This window comes from Brevibacillus dissolubilis, assembly GCF_006170445.1.
GTDB classification, from domain to species: domain Bacteria; phylum Bacillota; class Bacilli; order Brevibacillales; family Brevibacillaceae; genus Brevibacillus_B; species Brevibacillus_B dissolubilis.
This window is the reverse complement of sequence record NZ_VCNA01000017.1, coordinates 70,638-92,092: the sequence shown is the minus strand read 5'-3', so window position 1 is coordinate 92,092 and position 21,455 is coordinate 70,638. Positions and strand designations below refer to the sequence as shown.

At 54.3% G+C, this 21,455-nt stretch carries 12 protein-coding genes; 4 read left to right on the top strand and 8 right to left on the bottom strand.

Features of this window, described 5'->3' with window-relative positions; genetic code table 11:
* Positions 1 to 66: 66 nt before the first annotated feature.
* The 4 genes from FGI41_RS23405 to FGI41_RS23390 form a co-directional block, all read right to left on the bottom strand.
* Complete coding sequence (locus FGI41_RS23405; RefSeq protein WP_176560413.1) at positions 67 to 3,348, bottom strand: efflux RND transporter permease subunit; 3,282 nt, start codon at positions 3,346 to 3,348, stop codon at positions 67 to 69.
* Entirely contained in the window at positions 3,341 to 4,603 is a 1,263-nt protein-coding gene (locus FGI41_RS23400; RefSeq protein WP_139492732.1) for an efflux RND transporter periplasmic adaptor subunit, read from the bottom strand. The genes FGI41_RS23405 and FGI41_RS23400 overlap by 8 nt, the downstream gene beginning before the upstream one ends.
* 119 nt (positions 4,604 to 4,722) lie before the next feature.
* Positions 4,723 to 5,532 carry an HAD family hydrolase gene (locus tag FGI41_RS23395; RefSeq protein ID WP_176560412.1) on the bottom strand — a complete coding sequence of 270 codons (810 nt, stop codon included), beginning with the start codon at positions 5,530 to 5,532 and terminating at the stop codon, positions 4,723 to 4,725.
* Between the two features lie 309 nt (positions 5,533 to 5,841).
* Positions 5,842 to 6,810 carry an isopenicillin N synthase family dioxygenase gene (locus FGI41_RS23390; protein ID WP_139492730.1) on the bottom strand — a complete coding sequence of 323 codons (969 nt, stop codon included), beginning with the start codon at positions 6,808 to 6,810 and terminating at the stop codon, positions 5,842 to 5,844.
* A 233-nt stretch (positions 6,811 to 7,043) separates the two neighbouring features.
* On the opposite strand from FGI41_RS23390, the gene FGI41_RS23385 reads away from it, so the two are divergent.
* The 4 genes from FGI41_RS23385 (at position 7,044) to FGI41_RS23370 (ending at position 10,517) form a co-directional block, all read left to right on the top strand.
* Positions 7,044 to 7,796, top strand: coding sequence for an SDR family NAD(P)-dependent oxidoreductase (locus FGI41_RS23385; RefSeq protein WP_139492729.1), 753 nt, complete (start codon positions 7,044 to 7,046; stop codon positions 7,794 to 7,796).
* 511 nt (positions 7,797 to 8,307) lie between these two features.
* On the top strand, positions 8,308 to 9,000 hold the full coding sequence (locus FGI41_RS23380) for a CoA transferase subunit A (RefSeq protein WP_139492728.1): 693 nt from the start codon (positions 8,308 to 8,310) through the stop codon (positions 8,998 to 9,000).
* Between the two features lie 35 nt (positions 9,001 to 9,035).
* Positions 9,036 to 9,692, top strand: a complete 657-nt coding sequence (locus FGI41_RS23375; protein WP_139492727.1) for a CoA transferase subunit B — start codon at positions 9,036 to 9,038, stop codon at positions 9,690 to 9,692.
* 126 nt (positions 9,693 to 9,818) lie between these two features.
* A complete protein-coding gene (locus FGI41_RS23370; protein ID WP_139492726.1) occupies positions 9,819 to 10,517 on the top strand; it encodes an alpha/beta hydrolase in 699 nt (232 codons plus the stop codon).
* A gap of 48 nt (positions 10,518 to 10,565) precedes the next feature.
* Here the strand turns inward: FGI41_RS23370 and purU are convergent, their stop codons facing one another.
* From purU to FGI41_RS23350, 4 genes are all read right to left on the bottom strand, one after another.
* A complete protein-coding gene (purU, locus tag FGI41_RS23365) occupies positions 10,566 to 11,465 on the bottom strand; it encodes a formyltetrahydrofolate deformylase (protein ID WP_139492725.1) in 900 nt (299 codons plus the stop codon).
* Positions 11,466 to 11,758: 293 nt separating this feature from the next.
* Positions 11,759 to 13,468 (bottom strand): hypothetical protein, encoded by a 1,710-nt coding sequence (locus FGI41_RS23360; protein WP_139492724.1) that lies wholly within the window; start codon positions 13,466 to 13,468, stop codon positions 11,759 to 11,761.
* 105 nt (positions 13,469 to 13,573) lie between these two features.
* Positions 13,574 to 17,686, bottom strand: coding sequence for a helicase-exonuclease AddAB subunit AddA (gene addA / locus FGI41_RS23355; protein ID WP_139492723.1), 4,113 nt, complete (start codon positions 17,684 to 17,686; stop codon positions 13,574 to 13,576).
* Positions 17,679 to 21,425: a helicase-exonuclease subunit AddB family protein gene (locus FGI41_RS23350; RefSeq protein ID WP_139492722.1), complete on the bottom strand. Its 3,747-nt coding sequence runs from the start codon at positions 21,423 to 21,425 to the stop codon at positions 17,679 to 17,681. The genes addA and FGI41_RS23350 overlap by 8 nt, the downstream gene beginning before the upstream one ends.
* Positions 21,426 to 21,455 lie beyond the last annotated feature (30 nt).

Genomic DNA, 21,455 nt, shown 5'->3' with positions numbered 1-21,455 from the left:
GGGTTCTTTTTCCGTTTATCTTAGCAAGAGATGCTAAGAAAATGAAGACGCCAGCGGCATAAGCCACTAGCGTCGGAGCGGAAGAAAGTCATCCGGTGACAATTGATCGGGGTTGCGGGCCTGCTCGGACGGGTTACTCCGGTCTTGCCGCTTACTTCCATCTCGGGTCGGTAGATCGTCTGTTTCTTTTGACAGATGGGTGTGAGGAACTGTCTCGGAAGTGCGGCGGTTCTCCCACCAGTTGTGCAGCTGGCGCCAGGTCGTGGCCCACATCTGGCCTTCGGAGCGGTCTTTGGCAGCGTAGACCTCCAGCCACTGGTACAGTCCGGGGAATAAGAACAGGATGCACCATGCGCCAAGCAGTGTGCCCGGCAGTAATACAGCTGCAAAAGAAAGATGGTAATCGCTCTCAGACGACCACAAACCAACTACCAGCGGCAGTGTAACCAGAGCGACAGCCGTCAGCCAAGTCAGTGTGAGACGCAGCATGGCATGCGATCCAGCCTTGATCTCCTGTGCCACGTACAACGGTTCACCTGTTCTCCTCTCTTGAACGGCGTTCAGCATCACTAGACCCAGCTGTAAGGTGACAGCGGTCGCCGCCAATCCGCCCTGAATCGCCATGAGATTGAGCGGTTGGTTGAAGAGGAATAACCCCACCATCCCGGGCAAAATAAACAGCGGTACCGCCAGCATGACCGGAACGGCGTGGCTGATCCGCCGCTGGAGCAGGCCACCGGTCACTGCGGTGATGACCAATGCCGTAGCAAGCGAGAAGATCAGCGGCCAGTCGCTTCTGCTGTCTTCTTTTTTCTGATCCTCGTACTTGATATCAATCGGCGTCAGCAGTGCATAGCCGTCTGGAAGCTTCATTTCATTGGCGAACTGCTGGGGCAAGCTGAAGTAGACACGGCCTGCTGTGAGTGGAAATTGGCTCTCGGTATCTTTGACGATGCGTCCCTGCACCTTCATGACGTACTGTTTGTCTTCGCGGATGTACGCCACAGACGGCTGACTGACACTCCATTCGACGAGGTCCTGGAGTGCGACGGCCCCTTTTGGTGTCTGGATCATGATTTTCTGTACCTGATCGGTATGCTCCATGTAGCCTTTGGGCAGGCGGGCGATCAGCGGGATGGACTGGTCGTTCCAGCGGAGATTGCCGATGGTCTGCTCGCCGAGATAGCTGTCGAGCTGGCTTTTTACCTGTGCTTCACTGATGCCGTAGTAGATGAGAGCCTCTGTCTTCGGACGGATCGTGTGGCCCCTCTCCTCTTCATTTTCACTGGACATGCGCGGTGTGCCGCCGTTGCCGTAGCCTCCATACTCCCGCATGAACTCGTAGAACCGCTGGGTGATGACTTTGACCGTGGCAAGCGTTGGCCCTTTGATCGTAAAAGTCACCTGTTCGCCGTCAATATCCTGATCGAGCTTGGCTTCATAGTTGGTCTCCGGGATTTTTTCGAGGATTTTGCCCAGTTGTTTTTCCGTTTCGTAGCGGAGCTGTTCACGCTCTCCCTGCTGCTTAAAAAGCAGATGGAACGTGACACTCTCCCTATCGGCTTGTGCGTACATATCTGCAACATCTGGGACGGTGCGGAACTGCTTCTCAACCTCGCGTGCTTTGGCGATAGTCTGATCCAGTGTCGAGCCTTTGGGCATGTCGAGGGTGAGACTGTGATGATTGTTGTCTAGCTTCAGATAAGAATCGGTCTGGATGAAGTAGGAAAACATCGTGTATACGAACACAGTCGCGCCAAGCACCAATGCATACGGAATGATGCCAAGGCGGGCGGTGCGCTGGGCGCTGTTGAGCATGTTGTCCGTCCATCTAAGCAGCCACTTCTGTTGCCATACACGTGGTTCACGCACGGTCTGATCAGGGGCTTGCAGCCAAGCAGCGGCAAGGGTTGGTAACACGAACCCAAACACAGGGAAGTGTGCGAGAAAGCCTGCTGCCAAGACCACTCCCGTTCCAAACAGGGTCGGGCGGTCAGCCAGCTTGATGACATCGCCGAACAACAGCGGAATCAAGCAGACGAGGATAAAGAAAAAGGAAAGTGCAAACGGCCCCATCAAGCGGGAACTCATCTGCCGGACAGACTCGATCCCCCATGCTTCGGGATTGATCGCCGCATAACGGTAAAAGCTCGCCAGACCTGCTCCGACAGATAAAAGTCCCACGATGGCAACACCGCCGATCGTGCTAAGTGACAGCTTCGCCCCTATGAGCCACAGGAGACTCAGCATAAGGCCCATCACACTGCCTGTCGAGATGACGAGCAGAATCCCCGCCTTCCCCTGTCTCATCCACCAGCCTGCCGCCACAGCAGCGAGAAGCGTGAGCACACCGAGGAAGATCGAGATATCTCGGATCGCGGAGTTGATCGGAGCCGCTTTGTCTTCAAATTCGGTCAGATGAAAGCGGTCTTGCCCCTCCTGATTGAGCTGGGTGATAACCTGATCGATCTGTTCTTGTAAGACAAGGAGTTGTGCCATCTCGGCATGGAAAACCCGCACAGTGACGAACGGCTCTCCACGGTAGAGTGACACCTGATCCCCCTTGCTACCGCGCAGGTCACGAATATCCGCGAGACGCTTGAGTACCACATAGCCTTTGTTGGTCTGGATCAGGGTCTGCCCGAGCTGTTCGATATTGGCGGGCGTCGTCTGCCAGCCCAGCTCTACCGTCTCTTGCCCCTGCCAAATGGTGCCGACGATCCCCTGCTCTTTTTGCCGGAGCTGCGCCAGGATATCAGTCGGTGTCAGCTGGTAGGTGTAGAGCATCTGCGGACGGAATACGATCTCCACCTGATTTTTCAGTCCGTTGGCTTCTACCTCCACCCGTGTGACGCCGTCTAGGGCGCTCAGGCGGTCTTTGACCGTAGTCTCAGCCAGATTGTTCAGCGTGAGCAGATCTGTTCCATGCAGGAAAAAGGAAGCGGCTTCCTGCTCGCCATATCCATCCTGTCTGATCTCGATCTGGTCACCCTCTGGCAGAAACTTGGCTTCGTCTATTTTGGCTTCCAGCTTCTCCCGGAAGCGCTGGACAAACAAGGTGTTGACCTCGATTTCCATCTCCGCACCGTTCATACGCGAGGTCGTGGTCACATTCTCAATTCCGGACAGCTCACGTACCAGATCCTCCAGCGGGCGTGCGATGGTCTCCTCCACCTCTTCTGGTGTAAGGCCCGGGGTCTGGACACTGACATGATAGACGGGCTGCTTTTCTTGGGGATAGACGATCATCCCGATCTGTGTATAAGCGGCATAGCCTGCCACCACGAAAAAGAAAGCAAGCACCCATGCAAGCATGCTTCGGATGTTGGGGCTCATACGGTTATTCATATCCTGCCACCTGCACCGTTTCGCCGTCGGAGACGTAGGAGAGACCTGTTCGGACAATCTGGTCATTGATCTTGAGTCCCTCGGTGATCTCGTACATGTCACCATACAGCGCACCTACTTGGACGGGATGCTTTTTGGCTACCTGGTTGTCGATCAGCATCACGTAATGCTCCTCGTCAGAGATCCCGACCGCAGAGACCGGGATGAACAGAGAATGGGTGCTCTGCAGCTCATAGCGGCAGGTCACCATCTGTCCTGCCCTCCAGCCGCCTGCTTCGCCTTGGAGCGTGATCTCAACCGGATATGTACCTGTCGTCTCATCCATGACAGCGGAGACGAACGTGACTATCCCTTCCTTTTGCCCGCCGGATGGCGCGGTCAGCGATACTTTTTTGCCTGTCTGCCAGTTGCTGATCTGCTCGCTGTTGACGCTCAGCTTGACGACCCACTGCTTGGCATCGATCAGCTTGAGCACGGATTGTCCGGGGCCGGTCTGCTCGGCTGTCTGCTGGCTGACCTCTGCGATGACTCCCGCGAAAGGCGCGATGAGCTGACCGCCTTGCAGTCCCTGTCTGGCTCGTTGCAGTTGGGCCTGTGCCTGCCGGACACTGGCATCGACGGCTTGCACATCTGCCTGATCGACGCTCTGCATCAGCTTGGAGAGGGCGGTACGCTCTTCCTGCAGAGCGATGGTCATCTGTTTTTCCTGACGGAGCTTGGCGTCCAGCTCTTCCCGGCTGATCACCCCGCTGTCATAGAGACGCTGGGCTGTTTCGCGTTCGGTCTGGGCGTGGGTCAGATTCTGCTGGGCTTTCTGTACCTGCAGCTGCTGGTTGGTGACATCATATTGATCTGGGCCTTGCAGGGTTTTGCTTTTGCTGGCATGGGCCCGCTGGACTTCGCTCTGGGCGGCTGCGATCTCCTGCTCCAGTGCTGCGGTGTCGAGAGTGGCAAGGATCGCCCCGCTTTTGACATAATCCCCTTTTTTCACACGAAGACTGGAAATCTTGCCGGACGACCCGAAGGAGAGCGAAATCTCTTTGCCTGGGGATAGCACGCCATAGGTCTCTTGGGTAAGTGCTTCTTGACCCTGTTGCACCACATAACCCTGCACGGTCTTCACTTTCAGTACCTGTTCGGCATCTTCACTGAAACGTTGCTCCAAGTCGCGTTGTTTTTGCACCTCGGTCTCCAGTTTTTCACAACCACTGGCGAATACCAATGCCGCGACGGAAAGAATCAACCACCGATTCATGAATCCGTCCCCCTTATTTCTCTCTGTATGATTTGAACAAATTTTCAAAATATATTGTACACGTTATGATTCTTTATAAACAATGAAAAATAAATAAGAAAAAATAAAGAGCAACGAAACTACGTCGTTGCTCTTGCTTGATTGTATTGCAGCACCCATTCAATCGCGCTGGCTACATCCTCTACCTCATGCTTGGCATGGGCGCGCAGCTCAGGCAGACTGTGGGACATCGCGAAGCTGTGCGGGGTCACCTCGAACATAGAGACATCATTGAACGAATCCCCGATACAGGCTACCTCATCTGTTGTCAGACCCAACTCTTGGAGCAGGACTCTAAGACCGTTGCCTTTGCTGACGTCTTTTGGCATCAGATCAAGACAGTCGCGGTCAGAAACAACTGGATCGACTTCTGTGGAGTAAGGCTGCTTCTCCACCTCGTCACGAAGCTGGAGCAGGCTGTCCATGTTGCCAAACAGACTGAATTTGCATGGGACGATTTCCTGACGCTTGATCAATTCGCCGACATTTGGCTCCAGCACGAACTTGGTGAACATCCGCTCCTGCAAGGCATCGACAGCTGCACTTCTTTTTTCAACGTAGACGGTCTGGTCGACACAGATCATCGTCGCAAAGTCATACTCACGGGTAATCTGATGAAGCTGTACGGACACTTCTGGATCGAAGGCTTTGGAGTCAAGCAGCTTCTCTTCTTTGGTGTAGACGAACGCACCGTTCTGCGAAATACGATGAGCTTCTTCACCCAGCTCGTTCATCACGGCGGTCAATTCAGAATGCATGCGCCCGGAAGCCAGTCCGAGCTGGATGCCACCCTCCACAGCTTTGCGGATGGCTTCTCGGTTGTGTGCTGGGATCTCTCTGTTTGTATCCAGCAAGGTTCCGTCCAGATCAGTAACAATAAGGCGGATCATGTATGGTTTCCCTCCTGTATGTATAATGGCGCCCCTTTTCATTTGGCATGTGAAGGCTTTCCTGGGGGTTCACAGATGGCTTGAAACAACAAAACCCACCGTTCATAAGGCTGGGAAACCTTCGGTGGGAAACACTTCTCTTTACAAACCTCTGGAATAACCATCGCAGGTTCCAACTGCCTGTTCTATGCCAAACCGTGGGTATTCACGCATCCTACAGTTTTTTTACTACCTTACCATAAATGAAAAAAAGAAACCAGCAACAGAGTGCTGATTCCTTCTCTTGATTCTTGCAAATACAGGTCGTAATTATTTCAACAGACCGATCTCACGCAGGCGTTGGTTGAGGAACTCACCCGCAGTGATGACAGGTGCGCGGAGCGGGTTTTCTTCGGTTACGGTGCCTGGAATGATCTCGAGTACGCACTCTGGACGCGGGTGCGTGAAGAACGGCACGGAGTAACGGGATACTTTTGCTGCCTCGCCTTCTGGGTTGACTACGCGGTGGGTGGTCGCTGGGATCACACCGTTCGCCATACGGGAGAGCATGTCCCCTGCGTCTACGACGATTTGGCCTTCCAGTGCTTCTACACCAAGCCACTCGCCGTCATGGGTGAGGATCTCCAGACCGGATTGGGTCGCTTCGCAAAGCAGGGTGATCAGGTTGATATCCTCATGCTCAGCAGCACGAACCGCATTCGGGTCCATGCCAGGCTCCAGCGGTGGGTAGTGCAGGGAGCGAAGCACGCTGTTACCGTCTTTGATCATGCGGGTGAAATAATCTTCTTCGAGGTTGAAGTAGAGCGCGAGTGCAGTCAGCATTTGGGCTGCACAGTTTTCCAGCGCACGGTACAGACCAAGTGTATTTTCTGTGATGCCTTGGATTTCTGCTTCCGGCCAGATATTTGGCGGATAAGCCGGAGTGTTATACAGCGGATGATTTTCCGGCAGATCTTGGCCTGTGTGCCAGAATTCCTTGAGGTCGCCTGCGGTACGGTTTTTCGCATGCTCCTTGCCAAATCCGGTATAGCCGCGTGCGCCGCCTTGTGCGTGTACATATTTTTCTTTTACATCAGTCGGCAGTGCGAAGAATTTTTCAAAAGCATCATACGTATTACGAATTAAAGCGCTGTCAATTCCGTGGCCTTCAAGCTTGATGAAGCCGATTGCTTTCAAACCTTCACCGAACTCCTGTACGAATTGTGCGCGTTCTTCTGGAGTGCCGTTGACAAACTTTTGCAGGTTGAGTGTAGGAATGTTTGCGAGTGCCTTCGCCATGTTGAGATACCCTCCTAATTGGGTCATACTATTTGCTCAACTAGTTTACCTAATTCGCAGGGGGTTTGAAAAGGTAAAAACTAGGACTTAGTAAAATATTTTTGATTATATCAGGTTGCTTTGCCTCTTCTTCTGCAAGTGTTCAGACTGGAGGACTTTTTTACCTATATAGGGAATGTTTTTAACGGTTGATAAATACTCCTTTATGGATTGGAAAGGTGAGGTTCGGACGAATGAAGCTTCAAGGAAAAGCAGCCGTCATCACAGGTGCGGGCAGCGGAATCGGTCGGGCGACAGCGCTCAAATTTGCGCAAGAAGGGGCAAAAGTGGTCGTAGCGGAATTCAATGAAACTACCGGGACTGAAACGGTCGAACTGATCCGTGCAGCCGGTGGTGAGGCAAGTTTTATTCAAACCAATGTAGCGGAATACAGTGAAGTCGAGCGTGCCGTCAACTTCGCGGTTGAGCAATACGGGCGCATCGATACTATGTTTAACAATGCGGGCATCGGTGTGAACCGTCCGCTTCTGGAGCAGACGCCTGAAGACTACGATAGAGTCGTCAAGGTCAACCAGTACGGTGTCTTCTACGGCATCCTTGCCGCCGGGAAAAAGATGGCCGAGCTTGGCATCCACGGTACGATCATCAATACTGCCTCTGTCTTTGCCTACATGGCATCACGGGGCGTCATCGGCTATCATGCGGCCAAAGGTGCGGTCAAGATGATGACCCAATCCGCAGCACTTGAACTGGCTCCGCACAACATCCGCGTCGTAGCGGTAGCACCGGGCGGTGTCGATACCCCAATCATTCAAGGTTACAAAGATGCAGGCCTCAGCGAACACCTCGCCCGTCAGCAAATGCGCAACAAGCTGATGCAACCGGAGCAGATCGCCAATGTGGTGGCTTTTCTGGCGAGCGGTGAGGCCGATGGGATTAACGGCAGTGTCGTGATGGTTGATGATGGATATGCGGAGTTTAAGTAAGAGGTTTTCGCTGTTTGAACGTAGACGCTTTATTCCATGCAAAAAAGACGCTTCCCGCGAATGAGGAGCGTCTTTTGTTTCAATTCATCTACCGTTGGATTCGTAGACAGTGGAGCAAGCGCAAGCCCACCAAGTAGGAGGTTGCCGCCTTCGGTGGGCTTACAGCTCCGATGTTTCACCACTTAAAAGTAGCACGCCGCAGGGCACTCTCCTACAGCATCGTTTATCCAAGACCGCTTTGGTGTTAGCCGCACCAGAGTGGTCTTTTTTACTGTATGGCCTTATTCCACACAGTATAACCGTTGTTCTACTCAAAAGTATACCACACCTCCCCGCCCGCTCATACCGCTCTTGGGAGATTCATACAAATAACTTGTAGCGAATCCCATTTATTTTCTGAAAAGTTTTTCCGATAAACCTTCCCCCATAGCCTATCCTTTGATAAAATTTACATGACAGCGTTTACAAAGAGGTAAACGAATCGCAAATAATTCTGGCGGGAGTGAACTTCATGGCAAAAATCTATGATTCTTATTCCGAAATCGTTGCCGATATCCATGACGGTGCCACGCTTTTGGTGGGCGGTTTTGGTCTGGTAGGTATTCCTGAGAATCTGATCATCGCCCTGCGTGACAAAGGCACGAAGGATCTGACTGTCGTCTCCAACAACTGCGGTGTGGACGACTGGGGCCTTGGCCTTTTGCTCAAAGAACGGCAAATCAAGAAAATGGTTTCCTCCTACGTGGGTGAAAACAAAGAATTCGAACGCCAATTCCTCTCCGGCGAGCTGGAGGTAGAATTGACCCCACAAGGTACTCTGGCTGAGCGCGTCCGTGCAGGCGGTGCAGGCATTCCCGCTTTCTATACTCCGGCTGGCGTAGGTACCCCAATCGCAGAAGGCCGCGAAATCCGTAATTTTGACGGTAAAGATTATCTGCTGGAGCACGGCATCGTCGGTGACTTCGCGCTGATCAAGGCGTGGAAAGCAGACAAGATGGGCAACCTCGTATTCCGCAAGACAGCCCGCAACTTCAACCCAATGATGGCCGCTGCCGGAAAAATCACCATCGTCGAAGTAGAAGAAATCGTCGAAATCGGTGAGCTGGAGCCAGATCAGATCCACACGCCAAGCGTCTACGTACAGCGCCTGATCCAAGCGCCTTCTTTTGAAAAACGCATCGAACGCCGCACCACCCGTAAGTAGTCACACCCTATCCCTTTTAGACGAGGAGGATTTCCATGACGCTCACACGTGAACAAGTCGCCATGCGCGCGGCACAAGAAATAGAAGACGGCTATTACGTCAACCTCGGAATCGGTATGCCGACACTGGTAGCCAACTACATCCCAGAGGGCAAAACCGTTGTCCTGCAATCCGAAAACGGTCTTCTCGGCATCGGGCCATACCCTGGCGAAGACGAAGTAGACCCTGACCTGGTCAACGCGGGCAAAGAAACCGTCACCGCGATCCCAGGCGCTGCTTACTTCTCCAGTGCAGAATCCTTCGCAATGATCCGCGGCGGTCACATCGACCTCGCCATCCTCGGTGCGATGGAAGTATCCGGCACAGGTGACCTCGCTAACTGGATGATCCCAGGCAAAATGGTCAAAGGTATGGGCGGCGCGATGGACCTCGTACACGGGGCCAAACGCATCGTCGTCATCATGGAGCATGTCAACAAGCATGGCGAGTCCAAGATTCTGAATGAGTGCTCGCTCCCTCTGACCGGCCAACGCGTCGTCAACCGCATCATCACTGACCGTGCTGTCCTCGACGTAACCGAGCAAGGACTGGTTCTGGTGGAAGTAGCAGAAGGCTTTACAGCAGAAGACATCCAAGCGGTGACCCAGCCGAAGCTGATCATCTCTGACAACCTCAAAACCGTCACGTTTTAATCGCTGGTAAGCGTACCATACTTGGATATAATGGCAGAGATGAGACCAACACCTGTATGTTTCACAGGCCGTGTTGGTCTTTCTCTTTCGCTCATCTTTTGATGAAAAAAGAAAGGAGCCTTCCCCATGTCCACGCAAAAAACGGGAGTCCTGATCCTGCACGGCTTTGCCGGAGATATCAAGGAGGTACTGCCGCTCGCCCGCTTTTTACAGGAAAAAGGCTATGTGGTGGAGTGCCCCACTCTGGAAGGCCACGGGATGACACGCCGGCAATTGAAGCTGTCGAATCGGCGTCAGTGGCTGACCTCTGCCGAAGAAGGCTACAAGCGGCTGCGGATGCGCTCCGACCATATCATTGTCATCGGTTTTTCGATGGGTGGCTTATTGGGGCTTAATCTGGCCGCCAAATATCCGGTGGAGATGCTGTTCACCCTCTGCACCCCCTATCATTACTGGGATGTGCGGCAAGCCTATAGCTATCTGCGCGAGGATTTCCGCACGGTGGCGGCCCGGTATCTGAACAGCATGTTCCGCATTCCGCTCCGCTCGATGCTGGAGTTCCGCAAGCTCTTGACCGAGACGAAGAGGCTGCTCCCAGAGATCACCTGTCCCTATACGATTGTCCAAGGCAGACGGGATGATACCGTACAGTCTGTGAGCGCCGAGCATTTGCGCAGGCAAGTGGGCAGTGATGATGTGCAGGTGGAGTATTTTGAGCGGTCCGGGCATCTGATCCTGCTTGGCGAAGAGGCCGATGACGTGATCCATTACGTACACCAGACGCTGGAGCGCAAACTACCACATCTCGCTGGGCGGTATCGATAAAAAAAGCTAACTGCTTTTGAATCAGGCAGTTAGCTTTTTTTCATTGAGTTATGGAAACACAATCGTCTTGTTGCCATGTACCAGCACGCGGTCTTCCAGATGCCATTTGACAGCGCGGGCGAGGACATTGCGCTCAACGAGCTTCCCTGTTTGTTTTTGTTGGTCGAGGTCCTGACGGTGGGTGACGCGCTCCACATCCTGCTCGATGATCGGGCCTGCATCCAGCTCCTCCGTGACATAGTGGGCGGTCGCACCTGTCAGCTTAACCCCGCGCTCATAGGCACGCTCGTACGGTTTCGCCCCGACGAATGCCGGCAAGAACGAGTGGTGGATATTGATGATCTGATTCGGGAAATCGATCAAAAACTGCGAGGAAAGCACCTGCATATAGCGGGCGAGTACGATCACGTCGGCATTGCCTTTGACCAGCTCGATCTGCTTTTGCTCCGCTTCTGCTTTGGTCTCTTTAGTCACAGGGATGTGATGGTATGGAATGCCGAACGACTCGACGGTCTCCTTCAGGTCTGGGTGGTTACTGATGACCATCGGGATATCGGCGATCAAAGCCCCAGAATTATATTGCCAGAGCAGCTCCAAGAGACAGTGCTCCATTTTGGAGACGAAAATCACCATGCGCTTGCGCTTGGAAGCCTCAACGATCTGCCACTCCATGTTGAATTCCTCTGCCACCGGACGGAATGACTCACGCAGACGGCTGCAGCATTCGCCCAAGCCAGGCACGTCGAATTCGATCCTCATAAAAAATCTACCGCCCTCCGGGTCTGTGGAGAACTGATCCGATTGGGTGATATTGGCCCCATGTTCGGATAAAAACTTGGACACTGCCGCCACGATTCCCGGCTGGTCCGGGCAAGAGATCAGCAGACGCCCGCGATCCTTATGCTTCTCCTGATAAGCTTGCCATTCCCGTTCTGATAAACGTTGCATTGTTCCTACTCCTTCTTTGACACTGATTTTTGATCTTATGAGTATATCATGTCCGTTTTTTCACAAGAAAGGGTTGACCGATCATGTCTACAATAAAATTTATCCAATCGATTGAGTCTGTTGTTGGAGTAGATGTGTGGGTTGGCTTGCTGGATGGGCTTACAGGAGAGCATATCCATTCCCGTGAAACAAGCTGACAAGAATACCCCGACGGATTCCGTCTGGCGGCGTCGGGGCAAGGCTTGGAATCGTTACCTTACAACATATTGGAGAATACCTGCTTCCATACAACCTTACGGCAGCTTCGTAATCCGCGTATCAGCCATAAGATACAGCCATTTTTCCGTCGGATCGACACCTACCAGATCTACTGGTACCTTCATCCCAGACAACAGCGGCTTGCTTGATTTGCTGGTTGGATCAACGATGCTTACCGAGTATTCGTTTTGCGCCGGTTGAGGTTTGTCAGGAGTTGTGGCGGGTGCAGGTTGGGTTGCGGTGGTTGCAGGCTGAATGATTTTTTCATGGAGGGCGACGTACTGGTCGCTCACAGGCATCCAGACTCCTTTGCTGTGGTCTGGGATGTCCATGATTTTCTGATCCTGCTGATAGAGCTGCTTGTCGAACGAGACGAGATACTCCCCATCTGCCGACGCGGTAAAATCAAAATATCCTTCTTGTCCAGGCGTTGCAGGTGGTGTCCACGGCTCGATCTTGCCGGTCGTCCAATCATAGCGGAACCAGTGTTGGGCCAGATCCTGCCCATCTCCGAGAAGGATAGCGACGTGCTGACTGTCATCGATCATACGGATTGGGTAAATACGAGAGTCGACTTGCGAAGCCTCCGCATAGCCTGGCAGGGCCTTGGCAAAGGTACGGGTCTGACGGCTGCCGATATCATAGATGACGAAGTCAAAATCCTTCTTCTGCTCCTCTTCTCCCAGTGCGATCAGCAGCTTGGTGAAGTCTTTGCTGAATGCCGCTCCGTGGATGAAACCCGGCAGTTCGACCGTAATCACATGAGAACCAGAGGCTTCCGCTACTTTAGCCGCCTCTTCGGAATCTGCCGCAAACATGAATCCACGGCGGTCCACATAAAATTTCCCCGGCCCACGGTAGCTGGTGTACAGCTCCAGATTATAGCGGGTGAGTTTGTTGGTTTTGAAGTCATAGAGATCATGGATGCTTCCCGGATCACGGTCACACTCACAATAGGTCGCGTTACGTTCCAGCAATAGATAGCGTTGGTCTGCTGAAATGAAGTTGTGCGTGTGATAGTACGCGGCAGGCAAGCCCAGCTTTTCACTCTGGCCAGTCTCTAGCGAGAGACGCCAGAGTTGCTTAGGCAGATCCAGGATCGCTGAAAAAATCGGCATGTTGTCTTTGAGTTGATTGGTCTTGGTCTTGGCACCGTTGGGGTCTACCAGATATCCGAGACGCGCATAAGGAGTATTCGGCAGCACGGTAGGCGTGATTGTCACCTTGACAGTCTGATCATCCTGCCAGACAAAAGCAGCCGTTGATTTAGAAGTTTCCAAGGTGCTATACAGTTTGGACGGATGATTCAGATTCGCCTGTACGGCTTGCTCGACCGTATTGCGCTGCATCGGCTCGGCGAAGCGGATCAGGTAGGTCTGTGCCGCTGGATTGACCTTCGTGACCAGTGCGTTGAGCTGTTTGCCTGTCGGCTCTGTCTTCGATGGTGATGATGCATAGAAGCGCGGATCATCTACGAGCGTTATCTGAGCCCCTGCTGCCGGATCAATCGGCTGGAGGGCTGGTTCTTCTGACGCCGCCCACTCAATCACAGAAGCGGCAGTCAGGTCTGCCGTATCCTCATCGGCTGAGGGCTGCTGTTCGATTGTTGGTTCTGCCTTATTCGGCTTGGAGGCGCTGACCGCAGGCGTCTGATCTTCAAAAAGAGAGCATCCTGAAAGCGGAAGCGACAAAAGAGCCGCCGTACATACAGTAAGCAGAATCGGTTGTAATCGGTGATTCTTCATGGAAAAATACTCCTCTCATTTTCCCTGCAAAAAAGGAACCTCGGAAAAAGCACCTGTGGCTGATGAGGTTCCTCTCCTAGTTTGACGCTTCCCTCTTCCTTTTAGTTACAAACGGATGGGTACAGCCATGTGTCTGGAGAAGGAATACAGGTAGGCGTTACGCACCTGTCTGCCCACCGCCTGTCCGATGGCTATTGCATACCAGCTGATTTGCTGACGGTAGCGGCGGGTTAGTTCCTTGGCCGCTTCTTCGTCACTGCCATACAGGCGGTCGGTTTTATAGTCGATCAGGCAGAGCGTGCCATCTGCGTCTTCGATCAGGCAGTCAATCACGCCATGGAGCAGGATTTGCTCACCCTGAAGCTGACTGGTGCCGATCTCATCAGGATTGACCTGATCGGCAGGCAGAGCCACGGTGAAGGATAGCTCGCGGTACAGATTTTTCGCCTGTCTCATTCGTTGACCGAGATCAGATGCGAAGAACCGGATGATCGGCTGAAGATCGATCTGTCTGGCTTGTTCACTGCTGATGAACTCACGGTCAGACAGACGCAGGAGCTGTTCCCTCAGGTCTGCCTCATCCAGCGGGCCGCTCAGGTCGACATGCTGCATGAATAAGTGCATGAGCGTACCGATCTCGGCGCTGGTGAAGCTTGCCGCTGGGCTTTTGCCTGAAGCGGTTGGAGACGTGGTTACGCTGTCGGCGGTCTGTCCGTCACTGGTGTCAGCACCACCCACGCTTAGAAAGCGGGGCTTTTTGCTGATCGCAGAGCGTGGTGCCGCAACCATACCACTGCCCCCGCTTGTCAAAGCCTGTCCGATTCGGTTCGTACGTTCCATGACTTCTGCATCTGCTTCGGAAATGGAGCGGGTTATCTGGTTATTCGATCTATCTAGGGAGAATCCCTCTTCGGAATGACCGGTTGTGCCCAGCCTGATGATTTCTTCGACGTGAACCGCATCATCGGGAGATCGTCTTCTCATGTTCTTCAAGTCCGTGACGCTCCACTTGGCGGCTGCCTTCGTGGCATGGACGTGCCCGTATTGCCAGGAAAGTGCCTCGGCAATCTTCGGCTGCCAGCGATAGTCGCGCTCGGTGATCTCGATTGGCTGGCGCGAGATGATCTGCTTCCACAGCTCCTCGTCCCACTCACTGTCAGCGCTATCTGCGGACAGATCACCTGCTTGATAGAAATGATATTGAAAACGGGACTCGTCCATAATCCGTCGCAATGGCAGCTGTTCACCTTCCAGCTCGGACCAAGCGAGCAGCGCTTTGCCTGATGGGTGGCGCAAAAGGGCGCGGCCTACCCAATCAAGGTAGTTTTTCGCTTGGATCAGATCTTCATCTGAGAGATTCTCCTGATCACCGGACTGCTGGCTCCACAGGGAGATGCTTTTGCCCAAGTCTTTGGCAGAGCCGACCAGCAGAAGCTTCTCGCGGGCACGGGTGAGGGCGACATAGAGGACGCGCATCTCTTCGGCCAGCATCTCACGCTTCAGCTGTTGGCGGATGCCGAGGTAAGCCAAGCTCGGGTAGCGTAGCCTCAGGTCAGTATCCACGACCTGCGGGCCGAACCCGAGGTCTTTGTGCAGCAGGAAACGGGCTTTGGTATCGCTCGTGTTGAACTGTTTGCCCATCCCGGCGACGAAGACGACCGGGAACTCCAGACCCTTACTTTTGTGGATGGTCATCAGGCGGACGACGTCTTCACTCTCACCCATCGTACGTGCCTCGCCAAAATCGCTCTGCTGCTCCTGCAGACGGTCGATAAAACGCAGGAAGCGGAACAGGCCGCGATAGGTGGTCGCTTCGTACTGGCGGGCTTTGTCATACAGCGCGCGCAGGTTGGCTTGGCGCTGCTGTCCGTTTTCCAGTGTCGCAACATAGTCGACATAGCTCGTCTCGCGGTAGATCTGTGAGATCAGTTCGGCGAGAGAGCCGCGTCTGGCACGGGTACGCCACTCGGCGAGATTGTGATAAAAGTGGTTGAGCTTGCGTACCAGCTGCTCCCTGGTCTGTTCACGGTGGGCTTCGTGATAAAGCTGTACCGCCTGATAGAACGGGCTGCCCGGACTGTGAATCCGAATCGCAGCCAGCTCCGTCTCAGACAGCCGATAGAGTGGGGAGCGCAGCACAGCAGCAAGTGGGATGTCCTGCTTCGGGTTGTCGATCACACGCAGGAGCGAGAGCATCACATCTACTTCCGTAGCGGAAAAGTAGCCGTCTGTCTGCTCGACATAGATCGGAATCCCCGCTTTTTTGAACTCATCTGCCATCGTCGGGCCCCAACCGGCAGTGGCACGGAGCAGGATGACGATGTCTTTGTATTTGAGCGGACGCATGCCGCCTTCTTGCTTATCGTAGACGAGCAGTGGCTTGCCCCCAACGCCAGGCTCCATCCATTTGCGGATACGGCTTGCGATCAGGCGGGCCTCCAGCTGGGCAGCAGTCGCCTCCTCTGCCAGCTGGCGCTCATCGGTCAGCGAAGTGCCCCCGCTGGAGGTGATTTCCGAGTCAGAGTCGTATGAATCCTCGCCCTCACCTGCCTCTAGCTCTGGTGCACGGCGGTTGATCAGATGTACCTCGACGTCCAGCTGCTCCGGCTCAATCTCTGGATAGCTGGCGCGGCAGATCAATTCGGCAGAGCGGTCATAGTTGATCTCGCCCACGCCTTCAGACATGATCTGACGGAACAGGAAGTTGACCGCGTCCACCACTTCTTTGCGGCTTCGGAAGTTGGCGGCGAGATCGATCCGCTCTCCGACTGGTTGCGGCAGTTCTCCGCTTGCGATCTGCTCCGCTGTCCATGGGTCAAGCTCTTCCTCACGCTGATAGGTACGGTATTTTTCCATAAAAAGATTCGGCTCGGCCAGACGGAAACGGTAGATACTCTGCTTCACGTCCCCTACCATAAAGCGGTTGGCTGGCACATCGCCCAAACCATCGCGGGAGACCATCTGCAACAGCGTCTCCTGCACAAGGTTAATATCCTGATACTCGTCGACCAGCACCTCGGCGAACTGCTCCCGCAGCCCTTGGGCGATCGGGGATGGCTGGAGAGTCCCGTCTTCATTGGTCACAACCAGAATCCGAAGGGCCAGATGCTCCAAGTCACTGAAGTCTACCAGTGCCCGCTCCATTTTTTCCTTATGGAACGTATCGCCGAATTCGATCACCAGGCGCACCAGTGTCTTCATATAAAAAGCGGTCTGGCGCAGATCGCGGTGATAGGCGTCTGAATCGGAGGCGAAGTAGTCTTCCATCAGCTTGTTGATCTTGTCTTTGGCTCCGTTGCGCAGGTCTTGGCATTGTTCCTTGGTCGCTACGTCTACGTCCTTGGCGGCTGGCAGACGGCCAAAGCTGATCGCCTTCATCGCATCGGCCAATGCGTCAAAGCCCCGGTCACAGGCTTGGGCTGCCTGTGTGACGGCATCCCGTTCTTTTTCGAGTAATGGCACATAGCCGTTCGGACCCTCTGGTGAGCCTGCAAGCAGGGCTGCTTTTCCGAGTTGGGACTCGATACCGGTCAGCTCCAGCTTGATGGAGTGCAGCAGGCTTTGCACCCATTTGAGAGATTCTAGCGGGGTGTCATCGTCTAGCGCGAACATCTCTGCCGCTTCCTGCATCCACTCATTCGGAGTCGGATGGCTTCGGGAAAAATCATAGAGTCGCAGGATCAGATGGGCCAGTGCCGCATCATCCTGTCCGTCGATATAGCTGTCGGCGAGTGCGACGAATGCTTCGTCATGCTCATACCACTCTTCGAACTTTTGCTCCAGAATATCCTGACGCAACAGCTCAGCCTCCATCTGATCAGCAATGCGGAAATCCGGGTCAAGCTCCACCATGTAATAGTACTGGCGTAACAATCCGAGACAGAAGGAGTGAAGCGTGGTGATCGCCGCCCGTGACAGCAGGGTAAGCTGTCGGCGCAGATGGGCAGAGTCGGGATCGGTCTCCAACGCTTTTTTCAGGGCATCGCCGATCCGGTGACGCATCTCAGCCGCGGCCGCATTGGTAAAGGTCACGACAAGCAGCTGATCCACGCCCACCGGGTCCTGCGTGTCGGTGATACGGCGGATCAGGCGCTCTACCAGCACCGAGGTTTTCCCCGAACCAGCCGCGGCGGCGACGAGCAGGTTGTTGCCCCGCTTGATAATCGCCTGCCACTGCTCGTCTGTCCAATGGCTTGGTTTTTCGATTGGATTAGTCATTCGCTCCTCCTCCTTCCCCTTCGGTTGTGCCTGTTGCCCCCAGTGTCTCAAAGCCCATTCCCATCTCCAAGAGCGGCCAGACTTGGTTGTCTTTGAGCTTGGTCAGATTGCGGGTATTTTCACTGTTCATCAATTTATCAAACTGGCAGAACGATTTATAGTCACAGGTCTGACATGCAACATAAGGCCCTTGGGTGTATGGCGTAATCGCGATCTCACCCTCGGTCATGCGCTGTCCCAGATTCTTGATCGTATGACGGACGAACTCCTGAAGCGTCCCAAACTGATCGCGTGTCGCCACCGATGAGTACGCGGTGAATGAGCCGTCCTTCTTGAAGCCAAACGGCAGGATGTCCGAATTGCCAGAGGTAGTCGCTTCGTCCATCAACTGTGCCAGCATCGGGTCGGCGAGCATCAAGCCTTTCATCTTCAGCTTGGCTTGGCGCTGCTTCTCCACCTCATCCGGCGTGATGATACGCTTCGCGGTGACGAATGGATCTGCCACCTGATAGTAGAAGACACCGCCGACATCGGCCCGGCGTCCCAGCCATTCTTCCGAGTTGGACAGAACCACATCGAGGTAGACCAAGAGCTGCAGATTCAGCCCGTTGTACACATCGGAGAGCTGGAGAGTCTTCGGCCCGGATTTGTAGTCGATGACGCGCAGGAAGCATTGGTTCGCCTCCAACGACTGATCGATTCTGTCAATCCGGCCAATCAGAGTGAGATTCACCCCGTTGGCAAGCGTCAGTGTCAGACCTGGAATCTCACGCCCCGGCCCGAAGTCGATCTCCAGACCAATCGGCGCGAATTTGCTCCGCTTCGCATGTTCGCCCAGCACCGTGATCGCACGCCCGACCGCACGCTTCAGCTTACTCTGGACAAAACGGTAGCGTGCTGAGCTGTCAAGAATACTGCTTCTCGTCTGCGGAACCAGCTCACTGACGACCAGATCAGCGAGACGCATGCTGCCTTCCTCGGTCAAGCCGCTCCAGTCCAGATGATTCTGGCGCATCCGTTCCACCGCCAGCTTCAACGACTGGTGGAAAAGTTCACCCACATCAAAACGCTCCAGCTTATGCGTCTGACGCTGCTTCAATCGCAAGCCATGCGAGGAAAAATGCTGGAACGGACAGGCCTGAAAACGCTCCAGACGCGACACGCTAAGCTTGAGATCATCGCCATACAGCGTACGGCTGGTCGGTCGTGGCAGGTACATCACCTGATTGGAGTAAGTCAGCCCTTTGAGCAGCCACTTTTCCATGCGGGCATTCGGCGACTGCTCGACGTACCAGTTGTAGACCTCCTGCCAGAACGGGGAGAGTGGTGTGCCTTTTTTCATCTGGCGGATCAGGGTGAGCAGATGGGCGAATACCTGCTTCGGACGACCTAATAGGCTGTAATCATTTTCTGCGAGATTGGTAGGTTCGTTATGGAAAAAGCCGATGGTAAGCCCCGGCAGTGCCTTTTTCACATCTTCCAAGACGCTCGACGGCAGCAGGGCTTTGCCTTCTCCATCTGCCAGCGCACAGCTGAGCCACAGCCGCTCGGACGGTCTCGTCAACGCTTGGTAGAGCAGATAGTTTTCCATCATCAGCTTACGCTTGGCGCCGGGAGCAAGTGAGATACCAGACTGCTCCAGACGTTCGCGCTCGGCTTCGTCCAGCAGACCGTCCTCTTTGGGCCGCAATGGAATCACCCCATCGTTGACGCCGAGGATGAAGACCGCTCTCACATCAGGCTGACGGGAACGCTCCATCGAACCGATCAGCACCTGATCAAGTGCAGGTGGGACGAGTCCGAGACGGATGCTCTCCAAGCCGCTGTCGAGGATGCGGGCATAGGTCGGGACATCGATCTTCTCTGCGCCCATCACTTCGACGATCTGATCGAGCAGATCCATCAAGCCACTCCAGACCTGCTCATGCTCGCGGGCGGCTTCGAGGTCGATTTTTCGCAAAAGGGCATTGTGTTCAGCCAAGGATTGCTGATCGGACAACTCGGAAACAGCATCGATAGTCGTTGCTTTACTGCGCCCCGGTCTCTCCGCTTCCCGCTTCCACTCCTCCAGCTTCTGTGGCACTCCCAGATCGCAGAGGAATTCATAGAGAACGGTGGTCATCGCCCGCACATCCACCTTGGCTGCCTTGCGCAATGCTTTTTCAAACTGGCGCAACGGCCCACTGTAGCGGCGGCGGATTTCGTCAATCTGCTCATACCCTGTTGCCTGGTAGTGAAGCTTCCACGGCTCCTCACTGTTCCAATGCCTTACATCGATACCATAGGCGAGCACATAGTTTTCCAGCAAATCGATCTCGTCACGGAATGTCTGCTCGTTATAAAAAAGTTCAAAATCAACTGATGTCTGAACCCCGCCAACGTCAACGTTAACTTCAACGTCAATGCTATCCCCGGCCTCGTCGTTCCCGTTCTCATTCTCGGACAGAACCGACTCCTCAATCACGCGTCTTGGCGTGATCAAATCCGTCTTCAGACAGCGGAATACCGCCTCATATTTCCATGCAAAAGCAACTGCCTCCAGCGACGAGCGCACCAATTCCACCACCGGATGATGCATCACCGCACGCTTTCGGTCCAAGAAGTACGGAATCTCATATTCGTCAAACACGCTGGCGATCTCGTCCGCATACGTATCCAGCTCGCGGAGCATGACCGCCATATCGCGCCAGCGGTAGCCATCTTCGCGGGCCAGCGCCAGCATCCGCAATGCGACGCCCTGCACCTCGGCACGGCGGTTGACCGCGGAGGTGAGCGTCACCTCGTTGTCCCGTGCCGCAGATGGAAGATTGGCCTGCTTGCGGCGGGAGTCGTAGCCGCCTTTTTTCGTGAAACGGTTGCGTACAGCGAAGCTCTCTTCAATTCGCGAAAGCCACGGGCTGTATTGAAAACGACGCGTCCCCTCCAGCATGATCGGCTCCTCCACCTCGACCCCTGCCGACTGTGCCAGCCTGATTAAGCTCTGATACGTCTCCAGCGTCGGGTAAAAGGTAGCCAGATCGTCTACTCTTGCATCCCGTTCATTTGGGTCTAGCGAGAGTGCCACTGTCACCTGCTTGCCGTGGCGCAGCAGCTGTTCAATGATCATATATTCCTGTTGGGTAAAGCCGCTGAAGCCATCCAGCCAAATCTCTGACTCGCGAATATAGCGGGAATCAGGGATTTTACCAGCCACCGTCGGATAGACATCATCTGCGTCATAGTAAGAGCGGTCTGTCAGGTAGTTCTGGTAGGCGTTCATCAGGACGCTCATATCGTGCAGCTTTTGCGTCAATGTCCCTTCCCCGACCGCCTGCTGCTCCAGAATCTGTGCGTCCACACCGTACTGCTTGCACTCGCTGATCATACTCGCCAGCTGTGCGGCAAATCCAGGCTGGGAGGCGGAGCGGTGGAAGACTTGCAGCTGCTCCCGATTCTGCTCCAGCAGCAGGCGAAGCACCATCTGCTTCCCCATTTCATCCACCGGCAGTCTCGCCATGCCGCCCAACTCTTCCAAAATCCGCGTCGATAAGCGCTCAAAGCTGGACACATCAACACGCACGATTCCTTTTTGCTCCGTCTTGGTAGCCAGTGCGTACTCCGCTTGGAAGGTCGCCTGCTCCGGAACCAGATAGATGAGTGGCGTACCCAAGGGATTCTCGGTCAGACGCCGTTTGATCTGGTCAAAAATGACCGTTGTCTTGCCCGACCCGGCTCTGCCGATGATAACTTGCAACGCCATGTGCGCTCTTCCTTTCTCTCTATATCCTCT